Origin of the sequence: Oscillibacter sp. MSJ-31, assembly GCF_018918025.1 — a bacterium.
In the GTDB taxonomy this organism is placed as follows: Bacteria; Bacillota; Clostridia; order Oscillospirales; family Oscillospiraceae; genus Hominicoprocola.
In genome coordinates, this window is the sequence record NZ_JAHLPT010000018.1 from 1 (window position 1) to 23246 (window position 23246).

At 64.8% G+C, this 23246-nt stretch carries 21 protein-coding genes and 1 tRNA gene; 17 read left to right on the top strand and 5 right to left on the bottom strand.

Going from position 1 to position 23246, the window contains the following annotated elements:
- The 3 genes from KQI17_RS10535 to KQI17_RS10545 form a co-directional block, all read right to left on the bottom strand.
- Nucleotides 1–714 (bottom strand): aminotransferase class I/II-fold pyridoxal phosphate-dependent enzyme (locus KQI17_RS10535; RefSeq protein WP_216496192.1); only part of this gene is annotated, 714 nt, incomplete at its 3' end.
- Between the two features lie 125 nt (nt 715–839).
- Nucleotides 840–1301 (bottom strand): DUF523 domain-containing protein, encoded by a 462-nt coding sequence (locus tag KQI17_RS10540; protein WP_216496194.1) that lies wholly within the window; start codon nt 1299–1301, stop codon nt 840–842.
- Nucleotides 1298–1795 carry an 8-oxo-dGTP diphosphatase gene (locus KQI17_RS10545; RefSeq protein ID WP_216496195.1) on the bottom strand — a complete coding sequence of 166 codons (498 nt, stop codon included), beginning with the start codon at nt 1793–1795 and terminating at the stop codon, nt 1298–1300. The genes KQI17_RS10540 and KQI17_RS10545 overlap by 4 nt, the downstream gene beginning before the upstream one ends.
- Nucleotides 1796–1931: 136 nt before the next feature.
- On the opposite strand from KQI17_RS10545, the gene KQI17_RS10550 reads away from it, so the two are divergent.
- The 14 genes from KQI17_RS10550 (at nt 1932) to KQI17_RS10615 (ending at nt 17210) form a co-directional block, all read left to right on the top strand.
- A complete protein-coding gene (locus KQI17_RS10550; RefSeq protein ID WP_216496197.1) occupies nt 1932–2210 on the top strand; it encodes a YabP/YqfC family sporulation protein in 279 nt (92 codons plus the stop codon).
- Between the two features lie 17 nt (nt 2211–2227).
- Nucleotides 2228–3424 (top strand): sporulation protein YqfD, encoded by a 1197-nt coding sequence (locus KQI17_RS10555; RefSeq protein ID WP_216496199.1) that lies wholly within the window; start codon nt 2228–2230, stop codon nt 3422–3424.
- Between the two features lie 53 nt (nt 3425–3477).
- Nucleotides 3478–4449, top strand: coding sequence for a PhoH family protein (locus KQI17_RS10560; RefSeq protein ID WP_022018646.1), 972 nt, complete (start codon nt 3478–3480; stop codon nt 4447–4449).
- Nucleotides 4449–4940 (top strand): rRNA maturation RNase YbeY, encoded by a 492-nt coding sequence (gene ybeY, locus KQI17_RS10565; protein WP_216496201.1) that lies wholly within the window; start codon nt 4449–4451, stop codon nt 4938–4940. Before KQI17_RS10560 ends, ybeY begins: the two co-directional genes overlap by 1 nt.
- Before the next feature lie 84 nt (nt 4941–5024).
- Nucleotides 5025–5921 (top strand): GTPase Era, encoded by an 897-nt coding sequence (gene era, locus KQI17_RS10570; protein ID WP_216496202.1) that lies wholly within the window; start codon nt 5025–5027, stop codon nt 5919–5921.
- A gap of 153 nt (nt 5922–6074) precedes the next feature.
- The gene (recO, locus tag KQI17_RS10575; RefSeq protein ID WP_216496204.1) at nt 6075–6824 is read left to right on the top strand and encodes a DNA repair protein RecO; all 750 of its coding nucleotides are present in this window, start codon (nt 6075–6077) and stop codon (nt 6822–6824) included.
- A gap of 9 nt (nt 6825–6833) precedes the next feature.
- Nucleotides 6834–9221 (top strand): endonuclease MutS2, encoded by a 2388-nt coding sequence (locus KQI17_RS10580; protein ID WP_216496205.1) that lies wholly within the window; start codon nt 6834–6836, stop codon nt 9219–9221.
- 160 nt (nt 9222–9381) lie between these two features.
- Nucleotides 9382–9645: an HPr family phosphocarrier protein gene (locus KQI17_RS10585; protein WP_022019226.1), complete on the top strand. Its 264-nt coding sequence runs from the start codon at nt 9382–9384 to the stop codon at nt 9643–9645.
- 73 nt (nt 9646–9718) lie between these two features.
- Nucleotides 9719–11551: an excinuclease ABC subunit UvrC gene (uvrC, locus tag KQI17_RS10590; RefSeq protein WP_216496207.1), complete on the top strand. Its 1833-nt coding sequence runs from the start codon at nt 9719–9721 to the stop codon at nt 11549–11551.
- A complete protein-coding gene (locus tag KQI17_RS10595) occupies nt 11548–12525 on the top strand; it encodes a pyruvate kinase (RefSeq protein ID WP_216496208.1) in 978 nt (325 codons plus the stop codon). Before uvrC ends, KQI17_RS10595 begins: the two co-directional genes overlap by 4 nt.
- Nucleotides 12526–12542: 17 nt before the next feature.
- Nucleotides 12543–13916 carry an L-seryl-tRNA(Sec) selenium transferase gene (selA, locus tag KQI17_RS10600; protein ID WP_216496209.1) on the top strand — a complete coding sequence of 458 codons (1374 nt, stop codon included), beginning with the start codon at nt 12543–12545 and terminating at the stop codon, nt 13914–13916.
- Nucleotides 13913–15829: a selenocysteine-specific translation elongation factor gene (gene selB / locus KQI17_RS10605; RefSeq protein ID WP_216496210.1), complete on the top strand. Its 1917-nt coding sequence runs from the start codon at nt 13913–13915 to the stop codon at nt 15827–15829. The genes selA and selB overlap by 4 nt, the downstream gene beginning before the upstream one ends.
- A 9-nt stretch (nt 15830–15838) precedes the next feature.
- A tRNA-Sec gene (locus tag KQI17_RS10610) sits at nt 15839–15936 on the top strand.
- 257 nt (nt 15937–16193) lie between these two features.
- A complete protein-coding gene (locus KQI17_RS10615) occupies nt 16194–17210 on the top strand; it encodes a 3D domain-containing protein (protein ID WP_216496211.1) in 1017 nt (338 codons plus the stop codon).
- Nucleotides 17211–17261: 51 nt separating this feature from the next.
- Here the strand turns inward: KQI17_RS10615 and KQI17_RS10620 are convergent, their stop codons facing one another.
- On the bottom strand, nt 17262–18038 hold the full coding sequence (locus KQI17_RS10620) for a TSUP family transporter (protein WP_216496212.1): 777 nt from the start codon (nt 18036–18038) through the stop codon (nt 17262–17264).
- 122 nt (nt 18039–18160) lie between these two features.
- Here KQI17_RS10620 and rsmA point away from each other — a divergent pair, with 122 nt between their 5' ends.
- Nucleotides 18161–19027: a 16S rRNA (adenine(1518)-N(6)/adenine(1519)-N(6))-dimethyltransferase RsmA gene (gene rsmA / locus KQI17_RS10625; protein ID WP_216496213.1), complete on the top strand. Its 867-nt coding sequence runs from the start codon at nt 18161–18163 to the stop codon at nt 19025–19027.
- A 221-nt stretch (nt 19028–19248) separates the two neighbouring features.
- Nucleotides 19249–21075, top strand: a complete 1827-nt coding sequence (locus KQI17_RS10630) for a phosphoenolpyruvate carboxykinase (GTP) (RefSeq protein ID WP_371821989.1) — start codon at nt 19249–19251, stop codon at nt 21073–21075.
- A gap of 52 nt (nt 21076–21127) precedes the next feature.
- Here KQI17_RS10630 and KQI17_RS10635 read toward each other — a convergent pair whose 3' ends face one another.
- Complete coding sequence (locus tag KQI17_RS10635; RefSeq protein WP_216496214.1) at nt 21128–22432, bottom strand: S1C family serine protease; 1305 nt, start codon at nt 22430–22432, stop codon at nt 21128–21130.
- 141 nt (nt 22433–22573) lie between these two features.
- Between KQI17_RS10635 and KQI17_RS10640 the strand changes: the two genes are divergently transcribed.
- A complete protein-coding gene (locus tag KQI17_RS10640; protein WP_216496215.1) occupies nt 22574–23194 on the top strand; it encodes a hypothetical protein in 621 nt (206 codons plus the stop codon).
- Nucleotides 23195–23246 lie beyond the last annotated feature (52 nt).

Sequence of the window (23246 nt, forward strand, 5' to 3'; positions counted from 1 at the left end):
AAAGCGCTTGGAAACGGTGTCGATGACGACGATGTTCTCCGGCGCTTCCTCGGCAAAGGAGCCGAAGGACTGCAGCGGCTCGCCGCCGTAGACGAACTCGCGGTACGCCTCATCGCCGATGAGGAACAGATCGTGCTTCTTGGCGAGGTCAACGAGCATCTTCATCTCGTCGTCCGTCAGCACCACGCCGGTAGGGTTGCCGGGGTTCGTGACCATGATGGCGCGGGTGTGCTCATTGATGAGCAGCTCGATCTTCTCGCGCTCGGCGTAGTGATAGCCCTCCTCGGGGCAGGTCGGGATGGGGGTGATGGACGCGCCGCAGGTGCGCACCATGGTGTTGTAGTTGGGGTAGAACGGCTCGGGGATGAGGATCTCGTCGCCGTCGTCGAGGATGCACTGGAGCGTGATGGCAAGCGCCTCGCTGCCGCCGGTGGTGATGTAGATCTCGCTCTTATCGAAGTGCATATCGAGCTTATCGTAGTAGCCCTTGATGGCGTCGATCAGCTCGGGGATACCGGGGGAGGGAGCGTATTCGAGCACGGGCTGCTCAAACTTGCGGATGGCTTCAAAAAAGGCGGGAGGTGTCTGCACGTCGGGCTGGCCGATGTTCAGGTGATAGACCTTGATGCCGCGCGCCTTGGCCGCCACCGCATAGGGGTGGAACTTACGCATCGGGGACTGGCCGCATTTTTCGACCTTGCTGGAAAACTTCATGAAAAATTCCTCCTCATTTTTTAGATACGCCTTGATCCCTGGAAAGTATTCATAACCACATGAAATTATATAATAGAACGAGTGAAAAAACAAGTCGGACGAGCGCCAAAAGCGCAGGAAAAAACTTAGGTAGAATGACTAACAGAGCATAAAAGTTCCGTTAAGCTTTGTTCACCTTCACCATAGACCGTAATGCCGTTCGCCTTCAGAAGCTCCGCCGTCACGCCGTCTCCGGCGGTGAGCGCGCCGGTGAACGTGCCGTCGTAAATTTCGCCGCTGCCGCAGCTCGGGCTGCGCTCCTTGAGCACGGCGGCGAGGACGCCCTCGCGCCGCGCCGTCTCCAGCGCACATTCCGCGCCGCGGCGGTATTCCGCGGTCACATCGCGCCCGTCCTTCCGCACCACGCACGCGCCGCGCCGCTCGCTCGGCGTGCGCGGCGTGGGCAGTCCCCCGAGTACCTCGGGGCAGACGGGGATCAGCTCGAACCGTTCCGCGAGAGCGCAAACGGCCTCGTTTTTCTTCGACTTGCCGTCATAGCGGCAGGGCGTGCCGAGCAGGCACGCGCTCACGAGCAGCTTCGGCTTCATCGTCCTACCTCCAGCGGTGCTCCGTTAAGCTGCGCGAGTACGAGCGTGTCGCCCTCATACTTGAGCTTGAGCGAGAAGAACGGTTCGTCCGTGTCGAGCAGCCGCAGGAAGATCTTGTCGCCCTCCCAAAGCCTGAGCTTCAAAAGCTCGCTCTTTTTGATCCATGCCAGTTCGCCCTCGTCGCACTCCTTCGGCGTGCCGGTCCAGCCGTCGGCGGTGAAGAGGTGCATATACTCCGTCTCGTAGCGATCGGAGACAAAGGTCACGAGACCGCGGTAGCGCCAGCGCGTGAGCGTCAGACCGGTCTCCTCCCGCGTTTCGCGCAGGGCGCAGTCCTCGGGCGACTCGCCGTCCTCAAATTTGCCGCCCACGCCGATCCATTTGTCGCGGTTGAGGTCATTCTCCTTTTTCGTGCGGTGCAGCATCAGATATTCGTCGCCGCGCTCGAGATAGATGAGCGTCGAGTTGACGGCGCGGAAGATGTTCGTTCCCATGGCGTGCCTCCTTGCATTTGCTTGCCCATAGTATAAAAGCGCGGCGGCGAAAATGCAAGCGCCGCGGACAGGCAAGTTTCCGCCCCCGCGCGCATACCCTTGCCTGACAGGGACAAACGCACAGGGAGGTAGCGCAATGGATGTGAACGGAAGGGAATATCTGGCCCGCATGGCGGAGCTGTTCGATCTGCCCGCCGACGTGGCGGCGGGACTGAGCCACATGGAGCTGCTCGGCGACCGACAGCTCCTTTTGGAGGGGCACGAGGGCCTGCTCGCCTACGGCACGGAGCTTATCGACGTGAGCGTGGGCGGCGCGGTGCTGCGCGTGACCGGCGAGGGGCTGACGCTCAAAAGCATGACCGAACGCGAGGTGCGCATCGGCGGACGCATCGACGGCGTTGAATTTCTGCGGTAGGGAGGAGGGAGAGGACTATGGATCGTGCGGCCCGACTGCTGCGCGGCACGCTGCGCGTGCGCGTGGAGAGCGCCTTTCCCGAGCGGGTGCTCAACCTCTGCGGCGCGCACGGCATCGCCTTTTCCGACCTCCGGTGGGAGAGCGCGAGCGCGCTGTCCTTCACCATCCGCGCCGCCGAGCGAAAAAAGCTCGAACGGCTCCTCGCGCCGCTCGACGCCGCGCTGACCGTCGAGCGCGCGGCGGGTGCGCCCTTTTTCCTGCGCCGCTTTCGCCGCCGCTATACGCTGCTCGCGGGGCTGGCGCTCATGCTCGCGCTGTTCTTTGTCAATTCCTTCTTCATCTGGGATTTCGAGGTCAGCGGCAGCGAGACCGTTCCGGCGGAAAAGATTCTGCGCGTGCTGGAAAAGCAAGGGCTGCGCCGCGGCAGCTTCGCCTACTCCTTCCGCCCGCAGGACATCTGCAACCGCGCCCTGCCGGAGCTGCCCGAGCTTGCGTGGCTGACGGTCAATGTCCGCGGCTGCCGCGCCTACGTCAGCGTTCGCGACCGCGTGCCCAAGCCCGAGCTGGCGGACGACCGCACGCCCACGAACGTCGTCGCGAAGCGCGACGCCCTCGTCACCGAGGTGCGCGCTTACGACGGCAGGGCGATGGTGAGGAAGGGCGGCACCGTCACGGCGGGTCAGCTCCTCATTTCCGGCGCGGTGCAGACCGAGGGGCCGGAGCGCCCGAACGTTCCGAGCCGCCTGCTCGCCGGGCGCGGGCAGGTCCGGGGCCGGACGTGGTATGAGCTTTCGATCCGGGTCCCGCTGCAATATGAGGAAAAGTGGTACACCGATGACGAAAAGCACAGCTATGCGCTGCTCGTGGGCGAAGGACGGGTAAAATTTGGCGCAAAAGGGAGTAGCAATTTGCAGGGCAGTTGTGATAAAATAATACATCAAACAAAATTATCTCTGCCCGGCGGTATGGCGCTCCCGCTCACCTGGGAGGAAACGACGCTGCACCCCTACGAAACGCGCACCGTCACAAGAACGCGCACAGAGGCCGAGGAGCTCGGCGCGCGGACGCTTTCGGCGTATCTTCTCACGAGGATCGACGGCACCGTGACGACGACGCGCGTCGCCTCGGCGGTGCAGGGGGATTGGCTGCTCGTCACGCTCTCGGCGGAATGTCTGGAGCAGATCGGCGAGACCGTGCCCATTTTAACGGATTGAACGCATTTTCCTGCGGCGCTGCCGCAGGAGCTTATGAAAGGACAAGCTTTTCTATGGAACAGCGCATCAGCATTGAACGCCTGGAGCAGGCGATCAACCTCTTCGGCTCGTTTGACGAGAATATCCGCCTCATCGAGTCGGAATTTCACGTCACCGTCGCCAACCGCGAGGGCGAGCTGCGCGTCAACGGCGAGCCGGAGGACACCATGCTCGCCTGCAAGGCCCTCTCCGCGCTTTTGACGCTCTCCAACCGCGGCGAGGCCATCAACGAGCAGAACGTCCGCTACGTCATCGGACTGGCCCGCTCGGGACAGGAGGAGAAGATCGGCGAGCTGACGCAGGATGTCATCTGCATCAGCGCCAAGGGCCGACCCATCAAGCCCAAGACCATCGGCCAGAAGGAGTATGTGGACTCCATTTCTCAGAATACCGTCACCATCGGCGTCGGCCCCGCCGGCACGGGCAAGACCTATCTCGCCGTCGCCGCCGCGGTCGCGGCGTTCCGCGAGCGGAAGATCAACCGCATCATTCTCACGCGCCCCGCGGTCGAGGCGGGCGAGCGGCTTGGCTTTCTGCCCGGCGACCTGCAGAGCAAGGTCGATCCCTACCTCCGCCCGCTCTACGACGCGCTCTTTGATATGCTCGGCGCGGAGACCTATCAGAAGTATCTCGAACGCGGCAACATCGAGGTCGCGCCTCTCGCCTATATGCGCGGCCGCACGCTCGACGACAGCTTTATCATTCTCGACGAGGCGCAGAACACCTCCTGCGAGCAGATGAAAATGTTCCTTACCCGCATGGGCTTCGGCTCGAAAATGGTCATCACCGGCGACGCGACGCAGATCGACCTGCCCGCCGATAAGCTGAGCGGTCTCAAGCAGGCGGTGCGCGTGCTCAAGAATGTCGAGGGCATCGGCATCTGCGAGCTGACCGATCAGGATGTGGTGCGTCACGTCATGGTCCAGCGCATCATCAAGGCCTACGCGGACTATGAGGATGCCCGGAACGAAAAGAGGAAACGATAATGGCAAAGAGACACTATATTCCCATCACCGCGGATGTACCCGGAGCAGGCGAGAGCAAATGCGCCTTCATCCGCAAGGTGATCCGCACGGCGCTTGCCGCCGAGGGCGTGGATTTTCCCTGTGAGATCGACGTGCGGCTGACGAACGACGAGGCCATTCACGCGATCAACCGTGAGATGCGGCAGGTGGACCGCGCAACGGACGTGCTGAGCTTTCCGATGTTCGAGCTTACCCCCGGCGAGCTTCCGGGCGAGGAGGACGCCGACCCCGGCACGGGCCTCGTCCCGCTCGGCGATATGGTCATCTCGCTCGAGCACGTCGCCGCGCAGGCGAAGGAATACGGACACTCGAACCGCCGCGAGCTTGCCTACCTTGTGACGCACTCCGTGCTCCACCTTTTAGGCTACGATCATCTGGACGAAGGCCCCATGAAGGCGCAGATGCGCGAGCATGAGGAAGCCATCATGAAGCGGCTGGACCTCGAGCGGTAGGATACGGAAAACGCTTGTACGCCGCAGCAGCGGCGACGCACAAAACAAGAATTGTTCAACATGAAAGAAAGTTGAGGATCACCTATGCAAAAGACAAAAACCGCCATGATCACCCTCTGCGGGCGTCCGAACGTCGGCAAGTCCAGCCTGACCAACGCGCTCGTCGGCGAGAAGATCGCCATTGTCTCCAATAAGCCGCAGACCACGCGCAACCGCATCTACGGCGTCGTGACCGAGGGCGATACGCAGCTCGTTCTGCTCGACACCCCGGGCTTTCACAAGCCGCGCAGCCGTCTGGGCGACTACATGGTCAAGGTCGCGCGCGATTCCATCGCGGACGTGGACCTTGTCGCCCTGCTCGTCGAGCCGGTGCCGCACGTCGGCATCCCCGAGCAGGAGCTGATCGAGAAGATCCGACAGTCGCGTCTGCCCGCCATTTTGTGCATCAACAAGATCGACACCGTTGCAAAAAAGGACGATCTGCTCGCCGTCATCGCCGCCTACAGCGAGGCGTACCGGTTCGACGCCATCTTCCCCATCTCCGCGCGCACGCGCGACGGGCTGGACGAGCTGCTGGACGAATTCAAGAAGTACGCCGTCGAAGGCCCGCAGCTCTTCCCTGACGGCATGACCACCGACCAGCCCGACCGTCAGGTCGTGGGCGAGATCGTGCGCGAAAAGCTGCTGCGCAACCTCGACAAGGAGATTCCGCATGGCACGGCCGTGGAGATCACGCGCTTCATCGAGCGCGACGACGAGGTCATCGAGGTCGACGCGACCATCTACTGCGAAAAGGCCAGCCACAAGGGCATCATCATCGGCAAGAACGGAGCGATGCTCAAAAAGATCTCCACCGAGGCGCGGCAGGATATCGAGCGCTTCATGGGCACGAAGGTTTACCTCGAGACCTGGGTCAAGGTCAAGGAAAACTGGAGAGATAATATGAACTACATCCGGAGCTTCGGCTACAACGACCAATAAAAATTTTCCAGCCATATTCTCCGCGCTTCTCCTCATGCTAACGCCGAGAGGTGAAGCAAATGGACAATGGCTACTATCGGCTTTTTCTGCAAACCGGGAATCCGACCTTTTATATGCTGGCAAAGCAAGCGGAGGAGTGTGAACAGCCGCCCAATGCCCGATAAACTTGTCACCCGCGGCCTCGTGCTCCGTGCAACGGAGACAAAGGAGGCCGACTACATCCTGAACGTCCTCACCGCGGAGCACGGACGGCTCGCCGTCATTGCGCGCGGCGCGCGGCGGCGCTCGAGCAAGCTCGCCGCGGCCTGCCAGCACCTTGCCTTTTCCGAGCTGGTGCTCTACCGCCGCGGGAGCTGGTACTATCTCGACGAGGCCTCGACCATCGCGCTCTTTGACGGCCTGCGCGCCGATCTGGAAAAGCTCTCCCTCGCGTCCTACTTCGCCGAAATGGCCGAGGCGGTCACGAGCGAGGACCTGCCCTCCGGCGAGGTGCTGTCCCTGCTGCTCAATTCGCTCTACGCGCTCGACACGCTGGACCGCCCGAACGAGCTGGTGCGCGCCGCCTTCGAGCTGCGCCTGCTCGCGCTCTCCGGCTATGAGCCGCTGCTCGATGACTGCGCCATGTGCGGTAGGGCCGATCCCGTCGAGCCGGTGTTCGACGCGGCGCAGGGCGTGGTGCTGTGCAAAAAATGCGCGGGACCGGCAGGCGGTCTGCCGCTCGACGCGGGAGCGCTCGCCGCGATGCGCCACATCGTCGGCGCGCCGTCCAAACGCCTGCTGTCGTTTACCTTAGAGCCGCCGTCCGACAAGCGGCTGAGCGCGGTGTGTGAGAGCTTTGCCGCCGTGCAGCTCGACCGCCGCTTCAGGACGCTCGACTTTTACAAATCCATAAGATCGACATAGGAAATCACCATGACAGAACTGTTTGAAAAATCCATCCGCGTGCTCGAGCTGCCGCAGCTTTTGGAGCGCCTTTCGCAAAAGGCGGTCAGCGAGGCGGCAAAGGAGCGCGCCCTGCGCCTGACGCCCTCCACGGATGCGGACGATGTGCGCCGCTTACAGGATGAAACGGACGCCGCCCGCGCCCTCATCGGCCTGCGCGGCAGTCCGTCGTTCTCCGGCGTGAAAGATGTGCGCGAGGCACTTGCCCGCGCCGAGCGCGGCGGTATGCTCAATCCCCGCGAGCTGCTGACCATCGCGGGACTGCTGACGAACTCCCGCCGCGTGCGGGAATACTACGAGGCCGACCAGGGCGAGGGCACCGTCCTCGACCGGATGTTCGACTCGCTCCACGCCAATCGCTTTTTAGAGGATAAGATCACGACCTCCATCCTCTCCGAGGACGAGATCGCCGACGCCGCCAGCCCCGAGCTGGCGGATATCCGCCGTCACAAGCGTGCGGCAAGCGCCAAGGGCAGACAGATCTTGCAGAAGATCATCTCCTCGCCCAGCTACAAGAGCACGCTGCAGGAGGCGCTCATCACGCAGCGCGACGGGCGCTTCGTCGTGCCCGTCAAGGCCGACCACCGCGGCGACCTGCCCGGCCTTGTTCACGACATTTCCGCCTCGGGCGCGACGCTCTTCGTCGAGCCGATGGGCGTCGTGCAGGCGAACAACGAGCTCAAGGAGCTGGAGGCCAAGGAGAAGAAGGAGATCGAGCGCATCCTCTTTGCCCTCTCCGCCGAGGCGGCGGGCTTCTCCGAGGCGATTCTCTGGGATTACGATATTCTCGTCCACCTCGACCTCATCTTTGCCCGCGGCGAGCTGAGCTACCAGATGGACGCCGCGCGGCCCGAGATCCGCACGGACGGCAGCGTTTCCCTCCGCCGCGCCCGCCATCCGCTGCTCGATCCCGCCAAGGCTGTGCCCATCGACATTGAGGTGGGCCGCAGCTTCGATACCCTCGTCATCACAGGCCCCAACACCGGCGGCAAGACCGTCAGCCTCAAAACGCTCGGTCTCCTCTGCCTGATGGCGCAGTGCGGACTGCACATTCCCGCGGGCGACCGCAGCGCGGTGAGCGTGTTCACCGGCATTCTCGCCGACATCGGCGACGAGCAGAGCATTGAGCAGAGCCTTTCCACCTTCTCCGCGCACATGAAGACCATTGTCAATATCCTCGACGAGGCGGACGGCGATTCCCTCGTCCTCTTCGACGAGCTGGGCGCGGGCACCGACCCGGTCGAGGGCGCGGCCCTCGCCATCGCGGTCATCGAGCACGTCCGCGCCCGCGGCGCGAAGGTCGCCGCCACCACGCACTACGCCGAGCTCAAGACCTTTGCCATGACCACGGCGGGCGTCGAGAACGCGAGCTGCGAGTTCGACGTGGAGACGCTTTGCCCCACCTATAAGCTCCTCATCGGCATCCCCGGCAAGTCCAACGCCTTCGCCATCTCCGCGCGGCTCGGCCTCGACCCGCGCGTCATCGAGACGGCGAAGCAGCAGATGGACGCGGAGAGCATCCGCTTCGAGGACGTGCTGACGCAGCTGGAGATCAAGCGCCAGCAGCTCGAAAAGGAGAAGGAGGAGATCGACCGCCTGCACGCGAAGCAGGAGGAGGACTCCCGCCGCGCCCGCGAGTTCCGCGCCCAGATGGAGCGCGCCAAGGAGAACGCCCGCAGCCGCGGCGAGGCTGAGGCCAAGCGCATCCTTGCCGACGCCAAGAGCGCGGCGGACGCCGCCTTCCGCGAGCTGGACGAGCTGCGAAAAGCGCAGAAAAAGCAGCTCGACGCGCAGGCGATGAACGAAAAGCGCGTCGAGATCGTCTCCGAGCTCAACGCCGCGCGCGAGCGCGCCGGTGTGCGCGACGAATCACGCGAGCCGATCCCCGCGCCGTCCCGTCCCATCCGCGCGGGCGACCTGGTGGAGATCCCCGGCACGAACCGCCCCGCCGAGGTCACCGCCGTCAAGGGCGACCGGCTCGTGCTCAAGGCGGGCGTTCTCTCCATGACGGTCAAGAACGACGAGGTGCGTTTGATCGAGGACGACGAGCGCGCCGCCATGAAAAAACCGTCCGTGCCCGCCTCGCCGACCCGCCGCATCCTCAACACCGCGGCAGCCGCCCGCGAGCTGGACCTGCGCGGCATGGAAACGCTCGAGGCCGAAAGCGTGCTGGAGAATTATCTCGACGCCGCCCGCCGCGCCCACCTCGAGACCGTCACCATCATCCACGGCAAGGGCACCGGCGCGCTGCGCAAGGCCGTGCAGGCATACCTGCGCCGCGATAAAACGGTCAAGTCCTTCCGCCTCGGCAATTACGGCGAGGGCGAGAGCGGCGTGACCGTTGTGGAGTTCAAGTGAGCACTGTCCGCCTGCTGCGGACAAACCGGCACTTTCGGCAGACTGCCCGAACGAAACACCCTGTTTTTCCCGAAGTTTGTAAAAAAGTGGATTGACGAATGGGGTTTGGATGGTATAATATACTCAATATCCCGTTAGTCTGATTTGGGAGGATGAGAGAATGGTTACACAGGAAGTCACCATCAACAATGAGGTTGGTCTGCACGCACGCCCCGCGACCTTTTTCATTCAGAAGGCCAACGAGTTCAAGAGCGGCATCTGGGTGGAGAAGGACGAGCGCCGCGTAAACGCCAAGAGCCTGCTGGGCGTGCTGTCCCTCGGCATTACGAAGGGCACCACCATCACCCTGCTTGCCGACGGCAGCGACGAAAAAGAGGCGGTCGCCGCACTCAGCGAGCTGGTTTCCGGCAACTTCGGCGAATAAACGATCATAGTTTCAAGGAAAGGCGGTTTCGCACAGGGCGGAGCCGCCTTTTTCCGCGGAAAGGAGGGAGCGCATGACCAAGGAGCAGCTGCTTGAAAAGGCCAACGACCTGCCGCTTGCTCCGGGCGTCTACCTGATGATGGACGCATCGGGCAAGGTCATCTACGTCGGCAAGGCGAAAAAGCTCAAAAACCGTGTCAGCCAGTATTTCCAGCTCGGCACGGGCCACAACGAAAAGACCCGCCGCATGGTCTCGCAGGTCGACCATTTCGACACCATCTTTGTCTCCAGCGAGTTCGAGGCGCTGATCCTCGAAAACTCCCTCATCAAGCAGCATCAGCCGCACTACAATATTCTGCTCAAGGACGATAAGGGCTACCCCTTCGTCCGCCTCTCCTGCGGGCCCTACCCGCGCTTCACGCTCGCCAACAAAACGGCGGATGACGGCGCGCGCTACTTCGGGCCCTTCGGCGCACGCGGCGAGACCCGCGCCGCCATCGACGCGGTCTGCGCCGCCTTCCGCCTGCCGACCTGCACGCGCCGGTTCCCGCGCGACATCGGGAAGGAGCGCCCCTGCCTCAATTACCACATGGGCCGCTGCGACGGCTTCTGCCGCGGCGAGCCGGACGCGGAGGAATATCAAAAGCGCATCGAGCAGGCGTGCTCGCTCCTCTCGGGTCACTATAAGACGCTCGCACGCGAGCTGAAGACCGAGATGGAGCACGAGGCGGAGCAGCTTCACTTCGAGCAGGCCGCCGTCCTGCGCGACCGCATCGCCGCCATCGAGGTGCTCGGCAAGCGGCAGAAGGTCATCGCCGGCGTTTGCGCCGACACCGACGTCTGGGGCCTCTACACGGGCGCCGCCAAGTCCGGCTGCGCTGTTGTCCACGTCGAGGATGGCAGCGTCACCGGCCGCGAGACGAGCATTTTCACTGCCCCCACCGACGAGACCGAGGCCGATACGCTCTCGGCGCTCCTGTCGCAGTATTACCTTCCGCGCGGCGTGCTGCCGCGGGAGATCCTGCTGCCCTTTGCCGTGGACGAGCTTTCCGGGCTGGAAACGGTGCTCACCTCCCGCGCGGGGCATCGCGTCACGCTGCGCGTGCCGCAGCGCGGCGAAAAGGCGGAGCTGCTTGCCATGGCCGAACGCAACGCCCGTGAGGAGGTCGAGCGCGTCACCACCGCCGCCGAGCGCGAGGACAAAACGCTCAGGAGCCTTGCCGCCATGTGCGGTCTGAGCGCCGCGCCAAAACGCATGGAATCCTACGATATTTCCAACACCGGCGCGAGCGACATCGTCGCGTCGATGGTCGTCTACGCCGGCGCGAGGCCGCTCAAGCGCGACTACCGCCGCTTTAAAATGAAGTCCGTCACGGCGCACCCCGACGACTACGCCTCGATGGAGGAGGTCCTGACCCGCCGCCTGCAGCGCTACGCTGACGGCGACGAGAAATTCGCGCCGCTGCCCGACGTGTTCCTCATCGACGGCGGCATGACGCACGCCGCTGTCGCGGAGAAGGTCTGCGCGGCGTTCGGACTGCACATTCCCATTTTCGGCATGGTCAAGGACGACCGCCACCGTACACGCGCCCTCACCACCGCCGAGGGCCATGAGATCGACCTGCACGCCGACCCCGCCGTTTTTGCCCTCATCGGGCAAATTCAGGAGGAAACGCACCGCTTCGCCATCACCTACCACCACGAGAGCCACACGCGCTCGTCCGTCGCCTCCGCGCTCGACGGCATCCCCAACATCGGCGAGGTGCGCAAGCGGAAGCTGCTGGCTCGCTTCAAGAGCGTCAAGGCCATCCGCGAGGCGGAGCTGCCCGCCCTGCAATCGGAGCTGGGCCGCGCCGCGGGCCGCGCGGTGTACGACCATTTTCACCCCAAGGAGGAAACGCCATGACCGGCAAGCTCTACGGCACGCTCGGTCCGAGCTGTGCCGATCCCGATACCCTGCGCGCCCTGCTGCGCGCGGGGATGCGCGGCGTGCGCTTGAACCTTTCCCATGGTCCCCTCGCCGAGCGTGCGCCGTGGCTGGAAAGCCTGCGCCGCGCCGAGACCGCGGAGGGCGTTTCCTGTGACTTGCTCATCGACCTGCAGGGCCCCGAGCTGCGCGTCGGCGCGCTTTTCGCGCCGCTGACGCTGCGCGAGGGCGATACGCTCACGCTCGGCGAAGCCTTTCCTGCCCCGCCGATCCTGACCGGAAATCTGCAAGACGGCGACGAACTGCTGCTCGACGACGGCGCGCTCTCTCTGCACGTTCTGGACGCGCGGGCGATGACCTGCCGCGTGGAGCGCGGCGGGGTGCTCCGATCCCGCAAGAGCCTTGCCGTCGCGGGCCGTGAGCTGCCCGCGAGCGCGCTCACGGAGATGGATATGGAAAATCTCCGCCATGCCAAGGAGTATGGCGTCACCGCGCTCATGCAGCCCTTTGTCCGCGGCGCGGACGATCTGCGCGCCGTGCGCGCCGCCCTGCGCGAGACCGGCGCGCAGGAGCTGAAAATTTTTGCCAAGATCGAGAACATGACCGGACTGCATCGGCTCGACGAGATCCTTCCGCTCGCGGACGTCGTTGTGATCGCCCGCGGCGACCTCGGCAACGCCATGCCGCTCTGGGAGCTGCCCCGCGCGCAGACGCTCATCGCAAGCAAATGCCGCGCGGCGAAGCGTCCCTTTATGGTCTCCACGCAGATGCTCCACTCGATGCACCACGCCGCCGTGCCCACGCGCGCCGAGGTCACGGACGTCTATCAGGCGGCGAGGAGCGGCGCGGACTATCTGCTCCTCACCGGCGAGACCGCCGTGGGCGAGTATCCGGTCGAGGCCATGACCTATTTTGCGAAAATCGCCGCGAACGGCTGGGCCGACGCGGAATGAGAAGGGAGGACGGAGAGATGGACAAGGCGCTGCTGCGCAATATCCCCAAGGTGGACGAGCTGCTCGCCCCCGTGCGTGCGCTCTGCCCCAACGCCTCATCCGCCGCCGTGACGGCGGCGGTGCGCCGCACGCTCGACGCGCTGCGGGAGAGCGTCCTTTCCGGCGAAGCGCCGGAGATACCGGAGACCGCGGCGCTCTGCGCCCTTGCCGCCGACGCCGTCCGCCGGGCGGAAACGCCCTCGCTCCGTCCGGTCATCAACGCAACCGGCGTCGTGCTCCATACGAATCTCGGCCGTGCCCGCCTGAGCGGGCGCGCGGCTAAAGCCGCGGCGGACGCCGCGGAGCACTATTCTACCCTTGAATACGATGTGGAAAGCGGCGGACGCGGCTCGCGCAATGCCCATGTCGAAGCGCTCCTCTGCCGATTGACCGGTGCGGAAAGCGCTTTGGTCGTCAACAACAACGCCGCCGCCGTGCTGCTGCTCCTCACGGCGCTGACCGCCGGCGGCGAGGTCGTCGTTTCGCGCGGCGAGCTGGTCGAGATCGGCGGCAGCTTCCGCGTGCCGGAGATCATGTCTGCCTGCGGCGCGACGCTGCGCGAGGTCGGCACGACCAACAAGACCCGCGCCGCGGACTATGCCGCCGCCATCGGCGAGCATACCCGCGCGCTGATGAAGGTCCACACCAGCAACTACCGCATCGTCGGCTTTACCGAGAGCGCGAGCCGCGAGGAGCTTGCCGCGCTCGCTCATTCCCGCGGCCTGCCGTTTTTCGAGGACCTCGGCAGCGGCAGCCTTTTTGACCTTGAAGCGTTCGGCATACACGGCGAGCCGACGCTGCAGGGCTCCGTCCGCGCGGGCGCGGACGCGGTCACCTGCTCGGGCGATAAGCTCCTCGGCGGCCCGCAGGCGGGTATCCTTGTGGGGAAAAAGTCCTGCCTTGACGTGCTCAAGCGCCACCCGCTCCTCCGCGCTCTGCGCGTGGATAAAATGACGCTCGCGGCGCTGGAGGCGACGCTCCGCGCCTATGCCGACGGCTCCGCTGCCTCCACGCTGCCGACCCTCGCCATGCTCGCGGCATCGACCGAGGAGCTGCGCGCGCAGGCGCGGACGCTCTGCGAGAAGCTGACGGAGCGCGGCATTTCCGCCGAGGTCCTCGCGGAGGAGGACGCGGTCGGCGGCGGCAGCGTGCCGGCGCAGACGCTGCCCGGGTTCGCCGCGGCGGTCACGCCGCGGCATTGCCGCATGGACGAGCTGGCGGAGCGCCTGCGGCAGCGCGAAACGCCTGTTGTCGCGCGCATTGCGCACGAACGGCTGCTGCTCTGCCTGCGCACCCTCCGGCCGGAGGAATACGACGAGCTCGTGCGCGCCGTCGCGGAGAGCGACCGATGAAGCACGTCGTCATCGGCACCGCCGGTCACGTCGACCACGGAAAAACGGCGCTGGTCCGCGCCCTCACCGGCGTGGACACCGACCGTCTGGCGGAGGAAAAGCGGCGGGGACTCACCATCGAGCTCGGCTTCGCGCGGCTCGACTTTCCCGACGGCAGCTGTGCCGGCGTGGTGGACGTGCCGGGTCACGAGAAATTCATCAAAACCATGCTCGCCGGCGCGGGCGGCATCGACCTTGCGATGCTTGTCGTCGCGGCGGACGAGGGCTTCATGCCACAGACGGTCGAGCATCTGAATATCCTCTCGCTTCTCGGCGTGCGCCGCGGCGTGGTCGTCCTCACCAAATGCGACCTCGCGGACGCCGACTGGCTCGTCATGGCGCGCGCGGAGCTCGCCGCGCGCGTGAAGGGGACCTTTCTGGAAAACGCGCCGGTCGTTGAGACCTCCGCCGCCACCGGGCAGGGGATCGAAGATCTGCGGGAAATGCTGCACGCCCTTGTGCGGCAGACGCGGGAAAAAAGCGCCCGCGTCCCGTTCCGTCTGCCCATCGACCGCGTGTTTTCGGTGGACGGCTTCGGCACCGTCGTCACCGGCACGCTCATCGAGGGCGCGCTGCACGTTGGCGGCGAGGCCGAGCTGCTGCCCTCCGGCACGCGCAGCCGCGTGCGCAATTTGCAGGTCCACGGGGAAAATACGGCGATCGCCGTCGCCGGTCAGCGCGTGGCGGTGAATCTGGCTGGCATTAAAAAGATTGACGTTATCCGCGGCGATACGCTGGCTGAGCCGGACAGCGTCCGCGTCTCGCGCCTGCTCGACGTGCGCCTTTCCTGCCTGCGGGATTCGGAGCGCACCGTTGAAAACGGCTCGCGCGTCCACTTCTGCCACGGCACGGCGGCGCGGCTTGCCAAGGTCGTGCTGCTTGACCGCGACGCCCTCGCCCCCGGCGAGAGTGCCTATGCCCAGCTCCGCTTCACCGAGGACGTCGCCGCGAAGTGCGGCGACCGCTTCGTGATCCGCTTTTATTCGCCGCTCGAGACCATCGGCGGCGGCATCATCCTTGACGACGCGCCTGCGCGTCATAAGCGGAACGACGCCGCGGTACTTTCCGCCCTCGCCGTGCGGGAAAACGGCAGCGGCGCGGAGCGCGTGCTGCAAGCGCTGACTGCCTTTGATACCGCGCTGCCCTCGGCGGCGCAGCTCGCCGCCCGCCTCGGCATGGAGGAGACGCGGCTCGCGCCGGAGCTTGACGCGCTGCTCGCGCACGGCGAGGCCGCCGCGCCGCTGCCGGGACGCTTCATTGCCTCTGCCGTGCTCGACGCGCTCTGGGCGCGCTGTGAGGCGCTGCTGACCGATTACCACGCAAAAAACCCGCTCCACGCGGGCATCCGCGCGGCGGAGCTGCGTCAGAGACTTTTCCGCGCTGTCGAGCCGGAGCGCGCAGATGCTCTGCTCGCGCTCTTTGCGCGCGAGGGGAAGCTCCGCTTCGCCGCGGAGCGCTACGCCCTCGCGGACTTTACCGTGCGCTACACCAGACGCCAGACCGCCTTGCGCGCCGAGCTGCTGGCGCTTTACCGCGCGGCGGACCTGCGTCCCGAGCGCACGGACCGCGTGCTCGCCCGCTTTGACGCAAAGGACCGCGCCGAGGCGGAGCGTGTGCTCGAGAGCCTGCTCACCGGCGGCGAGCTGATCGCGCTTGCGCCGCGGCTCTGCCTACACCGCGAGGTCTACGTGTGCGCCTGCGCGCTCGTGCGCGCTTATTTTGCCGACCACGAGACGCTCACGCTCGCGGCCTTCCGCGACCTCCTCGGCACCTCGCGCGACAACGCGCTGTTGGTGCTCGAATGTCTTGATCGGAACGGCCGCACAAGGCGGGAGGGCGATCTGCGCCGCCCGGGGCGGCGCCTGTACGAATAGCTTTTCCATGGGGGTGGATGGGTGCTGGTGTGCCCCGCGGTCTTCAAAACCGTCTGCGGGAGGCTCAAAACCTGCCGGATGAGTTCGATCCTCATACACCCTCGCCAGAAAAAAGGGAGAGCGGCGGCTCGGCTGAGCCGCCGCTCTCCTGCTCTTTTTGTTGCGGAAAGATACGATATCTTGTGGGAAATGGGCGATTCCTGCCGCAAAATGTTGTCATCGACACGCACGGCTTGACAAACGGCGGGGAATAGGGTATACTCCTCGGAGTTTAAAAGGTTACAAAATGGTTACAATAAAATGACAATTGTAACCATTTTGATGCGCCGCCTGTTCGGCGCACAGCAAACTTCGGAGGTCAACTATGTTAGCAAACTGGAAGAAGCGGGTCTTCCCGCTCAACCGGCGGCAGGCGGTTTTCGCCATGCTGCTGTGTCTGGTGCTGGCTGTGAACGCGGTCCCCGCTCTGCGCGCAAGCGCGCTCTACCTCATCACCGATGGCGAGGCGACCACGGCGGTCGAGCTGGCCGAGCCGGTGACGGCGGATAAACTGATCGTCGTCGGCGCGGCGGACGGCTCGGCCGAGCTGCGCTTTGAGGGCGGACACAAGGTCACAGTCACCCACGGTACGGACGCGGAGCAGTACGCCACCACCCGCACCAACGAAACAGCCGACGCGCTCTTAAAGCGCATGGGCATCTCGGTCGGCCCGATGGAGATGGTCAAGGTCGACGTGAGCGAGCCGGAGATCTTTATCGAGATCGCCGCGAGCTTCACCTACTACGAGACGCTCACCGAGCCGGCGGAGCACGCCACGGTCTACACCAGGAGCTATAAGGTCCCCAAGGGGGAGACGCAGGTCTGGCAGCAGGGCATGAACGGTACGCGCGAGGTGGTCTATGAGGTCGTTTACGCCGACGGCGAGCTGGTCTCGCGTCAGGCGGTCGCCGAGCAGAACAATACCAGCGTCACCGAGTACGCCTACGTCGGCACCCTCGTCAAGGAGGCGCAGGCGGGCGATACCATTGCCTCGGTCGTGAAGAACAGCGACGGCAGCGGCTATCTGCTCATGCAGTCCGGCGACGCGCTGCACTTCACCGGCTCGATGGAGGTCAAATGTACCGCCTACACCACCGGCTACGACGGGGTTGGCACCATCACCGCGACCGGCACCACGGTCGCGCGCGGCTGCGTGGCGGTGGACAAGAGCGTCATCCCGCTGGGGACGACCATGTTCATCACCTCCGGGTCCTACACCTACGGTATGAGCCATGCGGAGGATACCGGCGTGCGGGGCGCGAAGATCGACCTGTTCATGGACACCTACAACGAGTGCATCCAGTTCGGGCGGCGCAATTCCGTCGCCTATTTTCTCGACTGAGAGCATGAAAAAAACCGAGGGCGGCTGCCCTCGGTTTTCTTTTCGCTTTTCTCAGAACAGCAGCTCATAGAGCATCTTCACGAACAGCAGGCCCAGCACCAGAAACATCACGCTGCGGATCTTCTTGCTGCCGCCGCGGATGGCGTAGAGCGCGCCGAGATAATTGCCGGCGATGCTGCACGCGAGAGCGGGGATCGCCAGCGCCCAGAGCACCTGCCCGTGCAGGATCCACACCACGGCGGAGGCGGCGCAGGAGGCCAGGTTGCTCGCCTTGGCGCAGCCGCCCGCGGTGATGAGGTCGAGCGAGAGCAGCGCCGTGAAGCCGAGGATCATAAAGGTGCCGGTACCCGGGCCGACCAGCCCGTCGTAGCAGCCGAACACCAGTCCGATGAGGGCGGAGCGCAGCAGCTCCTGCCGCGGCGTATAAACGGGACGCTCCTCGGCGGGAATGTCCCGCCCGAAGTCCTTTTTGACGCTCAGAAAGACAGCCACGCAGGGCAGGGCCACGAGCATCAGCGTCTCGAGCGTCTGCTCGGAGATGAGGGCCGCCAGCTCCGTGCCGACAGCCGAGCCGATGAGCGCGCACACCGCCGCCGTGACGGCGGGACGCAGCAGGACCTTGCCGCTGCGGAAATACTTCAGCGCGGCGACGAGCGTGCCCGTGCCGTTGACGACCTTGTTCGTGCCGGCGGCCAGGTGGGCGGGGATACCGGCCATCAGATAGGCGGGCAGCGAGATGATCCCGCCGCCGCCGGCGACGGAGTCCACAAAGCCCGCGAGAAACACGAGCGGCAGGACGATGAGATAGGTGACAGGCGTCAGCTCCATAAAAACGACCTCTTTCTGCAAATATCGGCAGAATCATAGCACAGGCGCGAAAAAAATGCTACTCTTTTTCGCCCCTCTGTGGTAAAATATTTTCGATTCTTTCACCTGCAAAGGAGACACGCATGGAGCATTGTGACTTTGCCGCCATCGAGGCGCTGCTGCGCCGCCACGGCTTTCATTTCAGCAAGTCCATGGGGCAGAATTTCCTCATCGACGCCTCCGTCCCCGCCGCCATCGCCGAGGCGAGCGAGGCGGGGGAGGGAAACGGCGTGCTGGAGATCGGCCCCGGCATCGGCGCGCTCAGCCACGAGCTCTGCCGCCGTGCGGGCAGGGTCGTCGCGGTCGAGCTGGACAAGGCGCTGCTGCCCATTCTGGATGAGACGATGGCGAACTTCGATAACTTCGAGGTCGTCTCCGCCGATATCCTCAAGACCGACATTCCCGCCCTTGTGCGCGAAAAGCTCGCGGGGCTCACGCCCATCGTCTGCGCGAACCTGCCCTATAACATCACGACGCCCGCCATCACGGCGCTGCTCGAGTCAAGGTGCTTTGAGAGCATCACGGTGCTCGTGCAGAAGGAGGTCGCCGAGCGGCTCTGCGCCGCGCCGGGCACCGCCGCCTACGGCGCGTTCTCGGTCTATATGCAGTACCACACCGCGCCGCGCCTGCTCTTCGAGGTCGGTCGCGAGTGCTTCCAGCCGCAGCCGAAGGTGACCTCCGCCGTCCTGCGCGCCGAGGTGCGTAAGACGCCGCCGGTCGCGGTGGAGGACGAGAAATTCTTCTTCCGCGTCGTCTATGCCGCCTTCGCCCTGCGCCGCAAGACGATCGTCAACAGCCTGATGACCGGCTTCGGCAGCCGGCTCACCAAGGAGCAGGTGACCGAGGCGGTCGTCTCCGCCGGTCTTGCGCCGACGGTCCGCGGCGAGAAGCTGGGGCTGGAGGAGTTCGCCCGTCTGACCCGCGCGCTGGCTGAGCGCCTGCCGGCTTGACGGCGGGACGCCATTTATAGAAAATAATAATGAGTTGATTTATTGCTATTGAAGAACCTTTCTGCTAAACTGCTGAAGCAGGAGGACTCTCAATAGCAATTTTTCTCTGTGCATCGGTCAGCTCCCTCTCCCGTCCGGGATGCAAAGCGAACCACACAGCCACGGGGTAAAAATTTTCTTATCATTTGCCTCGCGGATATGCTGAAGAGGAAAGAAACGAGATGACAAAACCCGAAAGCAAGACCGCTCTGAAGTGGATGGACGCGGCAAGCGCCCTCACGAAAAACGAGGCCGTTCTCCAGTGGATGGAGGAAATGGCCGCCATGACGCAGCCGGACAAGATCGTCTGGATCACCGGTGAGGAGGAACAGCTCGAGGCGCTGCGGAAGCAGGCCGTCGAGGAGGGCATCCTCATCAAGCTCAACGAGTATAAGCTCCCCGGCTGCTATCTCCACCGCACCGACCCGGACGACGTCGCCCGCGTCGAGGACCGCACCTTCATCTGCTGTGAGCGCGAGGAGGACGCCGGTCCCACCAACCACTGGATGGACCCCAAGGAAATGTACGAGAAGATGTACGCTCTCGCTGACGGCGCCTACAAGGGCCGCACGATGTACGTCATTCCGTACTCCATGTCCATCATCGGCTCGCCGTTCGCCAAGTACGGCTTTGAGCTGACGGACTCCATCTACGTCGTTCTGAATATGGCGATCATGACCCGTATCGGCAAGGCCGTGTGCGACGCGCTCGGCGACGATACCGGTTTTATCAAGGGACTGCACTGCCAGTGCAGTCTCGATAAAGAGAACAAGTACATTGTCCACTTCCCGCAGGACAATACCATCATTTCCATGAACTCCAACTACGGCGGCAACGTGCTCCAGGGCAAGAAGTGCTTCGCCCTGCGCATTGCCTCCAACCTCGGCCGGCAGGAGGGCTGGATGGCGGAGCACATGCTCATCCTCGGCATCCAGAATCCCCGCGGCGAGATCAAGTACATCTCCGCCGCCTTCCCCTCCGCCTGCGGCAAGACGAACCTTGCCATGCTCATCCCGCCCGAGGGCCTGCAGCGCTGGGGCTGGCGCGTGTGGTGCGTGGGCGACGACATTGCGTGGCTGCGCATCGGCAAGGACGGCCGCCTCTGGGCGGTGAACCCCGAGAACGGCTTCTTCGGCGTCGCGCCGGGCACTTCCATGAAGTCCAACCCGAACGCCCTCATCTCCACGCATAAGGACACCATCTTCACCAACGTCGCCCTCGACCTGAGCGACAACACCGTGTGGTGGGAGGGGCTGAACAAGACCCCGCCCGCCCGCGCGATCGACTGGCGCGGCCGTCCCTGGACGCCGCAGAGCCCCGAAAAGGCGGCGCATCCCAACAGCCGCTTCACCGCGCCCGCCCGCAACTGCCCGTGCCTCAGCCCCGAGTTCGACAATCCCGAGGGCGTGCCCATCAGCGCCATCATCTTCGGCGGCCGCCGCGCCAAGACCGCGCCGCTGGTCTACCAGTCCTTCAACTGGCAGCACGGCGTGTTCGTCGGCTCCATCATGGCGTCGGAGACCACCGCCGCCGCGACCGGTCAGGTCGGCGTCGTGCGCCGCGACCCCATGGCGATGCTGCCCTTCTGCGGCTACCACATGGGCGACTACTGGCAGCACTGGCTGGATATGGGCAAGAAGATCCCGCACCCGCCCAAGATCTTCAATGTCAACTGGTTCCGTACCGACGACGAGGGTCACTTCGCATGGCCCGGCTTCGGCGACAATATGCGTGTGCTGCAGTGGATCATCTCCCGCGCGGACGATGAGATCGGCGCGGCGGAGACTGCGCTCGGCTACGAGCCCAACACCCACGACATCGACATGGAGGGCCTTGAAATGTCCATGTACGATATGCGCCGCCTGCTCTCCGTCGACCGTGACCTCTGGCTGCAGGAGTGCTCCGACGCCCGCGCCTACTACGAGAAGATCGGCAAGGTGCCCGAGGAGCTCTACGAGGAGCTTGACGCCCTTGAGATGCGTCTCAACCGCGGCTACAAGAGAAAGTAACACCGAAAAACACAACAAAGGACGCTGCCCGCCGGGCAGCGTCCTTTTGAGCTTAGCGTGATTCGTCCGCTTCGGCAGTCTCCGCGGCGGCCTCGCGCGCCGCGGACACGGCGTCAAGCACCTCCTGCAGCGTCATGCCCTCGCCGGTGAGGTCGGCCTCCAGCACCGGATCGAGCGGCACACAGAGGTACATATTGTTGCCGTAAACGTATGCGCCGGTCGTGACGGCGACGGCGCGGCCGTATTCGTTGAGCAGCGCGCCGCCGCTCGAGCCGCGCGAGATGGTCGCGTCGCTGACGATGCAGGGCAGCGTCGAAAGGTCGGCCTTGTGCGCCGTGGCGCTCACGATGCCCCGGCTCATGGCGAGACCCAACCCCAGCGGATTGCCGAGCGCGTAGACCGTGTCGCCCATGCGCACCTCCTTCGCGCCCGCGAGCGCGATGGCGTGAAAGCGCGGAACGGTCTCGCCCTCTGCGGTCGTGCGCGCGATGCGGATAACGGCAAGGTCGATGTCGGCGTCGTAGTAGATCACGCGCTCGATCGCGCACGCTTCGCCCGTGATGAGCGTCGCGCGCCCGCTGATCGCGCCGTCGATGGAGTGGTAGTTCGTCACGGCAAGACCGTCCAGCGAGATGAGGAAGGCGCTGGCGTTGGCGGTCGGTTCATCGGCCTCGATGGCCTCCTCGTCCGCGAAAAGGTCAAGGCAGAGAATGGCGGAGAGGTGGCGGTCGGCGGCCTCGCGAGCGGTCAGCGTCTTGCGGCGCAGACCGAGCGCTTCGACCGCCGCGGCGGTGCAGAGCCCCTTCGCGAGCAGACCGTCGAGCAGCGTGCCGCCGTTCTTCGCGGGATAGGTCAGCGCGGCGAGCGCCGTTTCAAAGAGATCGCCGCGCGTGAGCGTGCCCTCAAGCGGATGGGAGATAAGGCCGATGCGCAGCGCGGTCCGCGCCGCGCTGCTTCCCAGCTCGGAGCCGCAGCCGAGTGCGCGCAGCAGCATGGCGCACCAGAGCTCTGCATCCAGCGCGCCGCCGGCGCGGTATTCGCTCCAGTCGATCAGGCCATGAAAGGCACAGTAGTTCACCGCGCTCCGCGCCCAAGAGGGAATACCTGCCCAGCCGCAGCTGCGGCGGTCGGCCTTTGCGGCTTTCTCCGCGCCGAGCAGACGCACGAGCAGCGCGGCGGCCTGCTCCTGCGTCGCGGCGTCCTCGGCGGCGTAGCCCGCTCCGGTGCCGGTCACAAGACCGAGGGATGCGAGGGCCTCCGCGGCGCGCGTGCCTTCGCCCTCCAGCGCCTGTGCGGCGGGGAGCAGAGAGATCGTCAGCGCGAGCGCGCAGACGAGGGACAATAGTTTCTTTTTCATGGGATACCTCCGATGCTTGCGAGTCTGCTGCCATTATGACACACTTCTCGTCAAAGGGCAACTCTTTTCCGCCGCGGGCGGACATAGGCGGCGGGTGCGCGGCATAGGTATGAGAAGATCATTCTGCATGGAGGCCGCCCTATGAAAAAGCTCGCCGCGCTGCTGCTCAGCGCTCTGTTCCTGCTCCCGCTCACCGCCTGCCGCACGAAGGAGACCGCCTCCCGCGCGGAGACGGTGCAGGAGCGCTATGCCGCGCTCACGTCCTACACGGCTGCCGCTGCGGTCGAGCTTGCGGACGAGGAGGAGAACGTGCGCTATACGCTCCGCTTCGACGCCGACGCGGAGGAGACAAGGGTCACCGTCCTCGCGCCGGAGCTGCTCGCGGGCGTGACGGCGCACCTCGCCGCCGATACGCTCAAGCTCGAATACGACGGCCTTGTGCTCGACGCGGGCGGGACGCCGGGAGGCGTCAGCGCCGTGACCTGCGTGCCCCTCGCGCTCCGCGCCGCCGGGGAGGGCTGGCTGACCGAGCGCAGCGAGGAGGAGATCGAATACGGCGGCGGGACGGTCCGCGCCCTGCGGCTGTGCTTCGAGAGCGAGGCGGGCGGCGAAACGATCCAATGTACGCTCTGGTTCGGCGCGGATGACGCGCCGCTGCGCGCGGAGATCGCGGAAAAGGATAAAATTACCGCATATATGGAGTTTACGAGCTTTGCTTTTTGTGATACAATAGCGGCGGACGAAAGCGAAGCCGGCGGCTGAGCGTTTCTCCCTGCCGCGCGGAACGCCTTGCGTTACACTTGGAAGGAAAGCA

Excerpts from the sequence above, each read along its gene's own strand:
- KQI17_RS10540 (WP_216496194.1), bottom strand. The coding sequence starts at position 1,301 with ATGAAGCCGAAGCTGCTCGTGAGCGCGTGCCTGCTCGGCACGCCCTGC.
- KQI17_RS10545 (WP_216496195.1), bottom strand. The coding sequence starts at position 1,795 with ATGGGAACGAACATCTTCCGCGCCGTCAACTCGACGCTCATCTATCTC.
- KQI17_RS10550 (WP_216496197.1), top strand. The coding sequence starts at position 1,932 with ATGGATGTGAACGGAAGGGAATATCTGGCCCGCATGGCGGAGCTGTTC.
- KQI17_RS10555 (WP_216496199.1), top strand. The coding sequence starts at position 2,228 with ATGGATCGTGCGGCCCGACTGCTGCGCGGCACGCTGCGCGTGCGCGTG.
- KQI17_RS10560 (WP_022018646.1), top strand. The coding sequence starts at position 3,478 with ATGGAACAGCGCATCAGCATTGAACGCCTGGAGCAGGCGATCAACCTC.
- ybeY (WP_216496201.1), top strand. The coding sequence starts at position 4,449 with ATGGCAAAGAGACACTATATTCCCATCACCGCGGATGTACCCGGAGCA.
- era (WP_216496202.1), top strand. The coding sequence starts at position 5,025 with ATGCAAAAGACAAAAACCGCCATGATCACCCTCTGCGGGCGTCCGAAC.
- recO (WP_216496204.1), top strand. The coding sequence starts at position 6,075 with ATGCCCGATAAACTTGTCACCCGCGGCCTCGTGCTCCGTGCAACGGAG.
- KQI17_RS10580 (WP_216496205.1), top strand. The coding sequence starts at position 6,834 with ATGACAGAACTGTTTGAAAAATCCATCCGCGTGCTCGAGCTGCCGCAG.
- KQI17_RS10585 (WP_022019226.1), top strand. The coding sequence starts at position 9,382 with ATGGTTACACAGGAAGTCACCATCAACAATGAGGTTGGTCTGCACGCA.
- uvrC (WP_216496207.1), top strand. The coding sequence starts at position 9,719 with ATGACCAAGGAGCAGCTGCTTGAAAAGGCCAACGACCTGCCGCTTGCT.
- KQI17_RS10595 (WP_216496208.1), top strand. The coding sequence starts at position 11,548 with ATGACCGGCAAGCTCTACGGCACGCTCGGTCCGAGCTGTGCCGATCCC.
- selA (WP_216496209.1), top strand. The coding sequence starts at position 12,543 with ATGGACAAGGCGCTGCTGCGCAATATCCCCAAGGTGGACGAGCTGCTC.
- selB (WP_216496210.1), top strand. The coding sequence starts at position 13,913 with ATGAAGCACGTCGTCATCGGCACCGCCGGTCACGTCGACCACGGAAAA.
- KQI17_RS10615 (WP_216496211.1), top strand. The coding sequence starts at position 16,194 with ATGTTAGCAAACTGGAAGAAGCGGGTCTTCCCGCTCAACCGGCGGCAG.
- KQI17_RS10620 (WP_216496212.1), bottom strand. The coding sequence starts at position 18,038 with ATGGAGCTGACGCCTGTCACCTATCTCATCGTCCTGCCGCTCGTGTTT.
- rsmA (WP_216496213.1), top strand. The coding sequence starts at position 18,161 with ATGGAGCATTGTGACTTTGCCGCCATCGAGGCGCTGCTGCGCCGCCAC.
- KQI17_RS10630 (WP_371821989.1), top strand. The coding sequence starts at position 19,249 with ATGACAAAACCCGAAAGCAAGACCGCTCTGAAGTGGATGGACGCGGCA.
- KQI17_RS10635 (WP_216496214.1), bottom strand. The coding sequence starts at position 22,432 with ATGAAAAAGAAACTATTGTCCCTCGTCTGCGCGCTCGCGCTGACGATC.
- KQI17_RS10640 (WP_216496215.1), top strand. The coding sequence starts at position 22,574 with ATGAAAAAGCTCGCCGCGCTGCTGCTCAGCGCTCTGTTCCTGCTCCCG.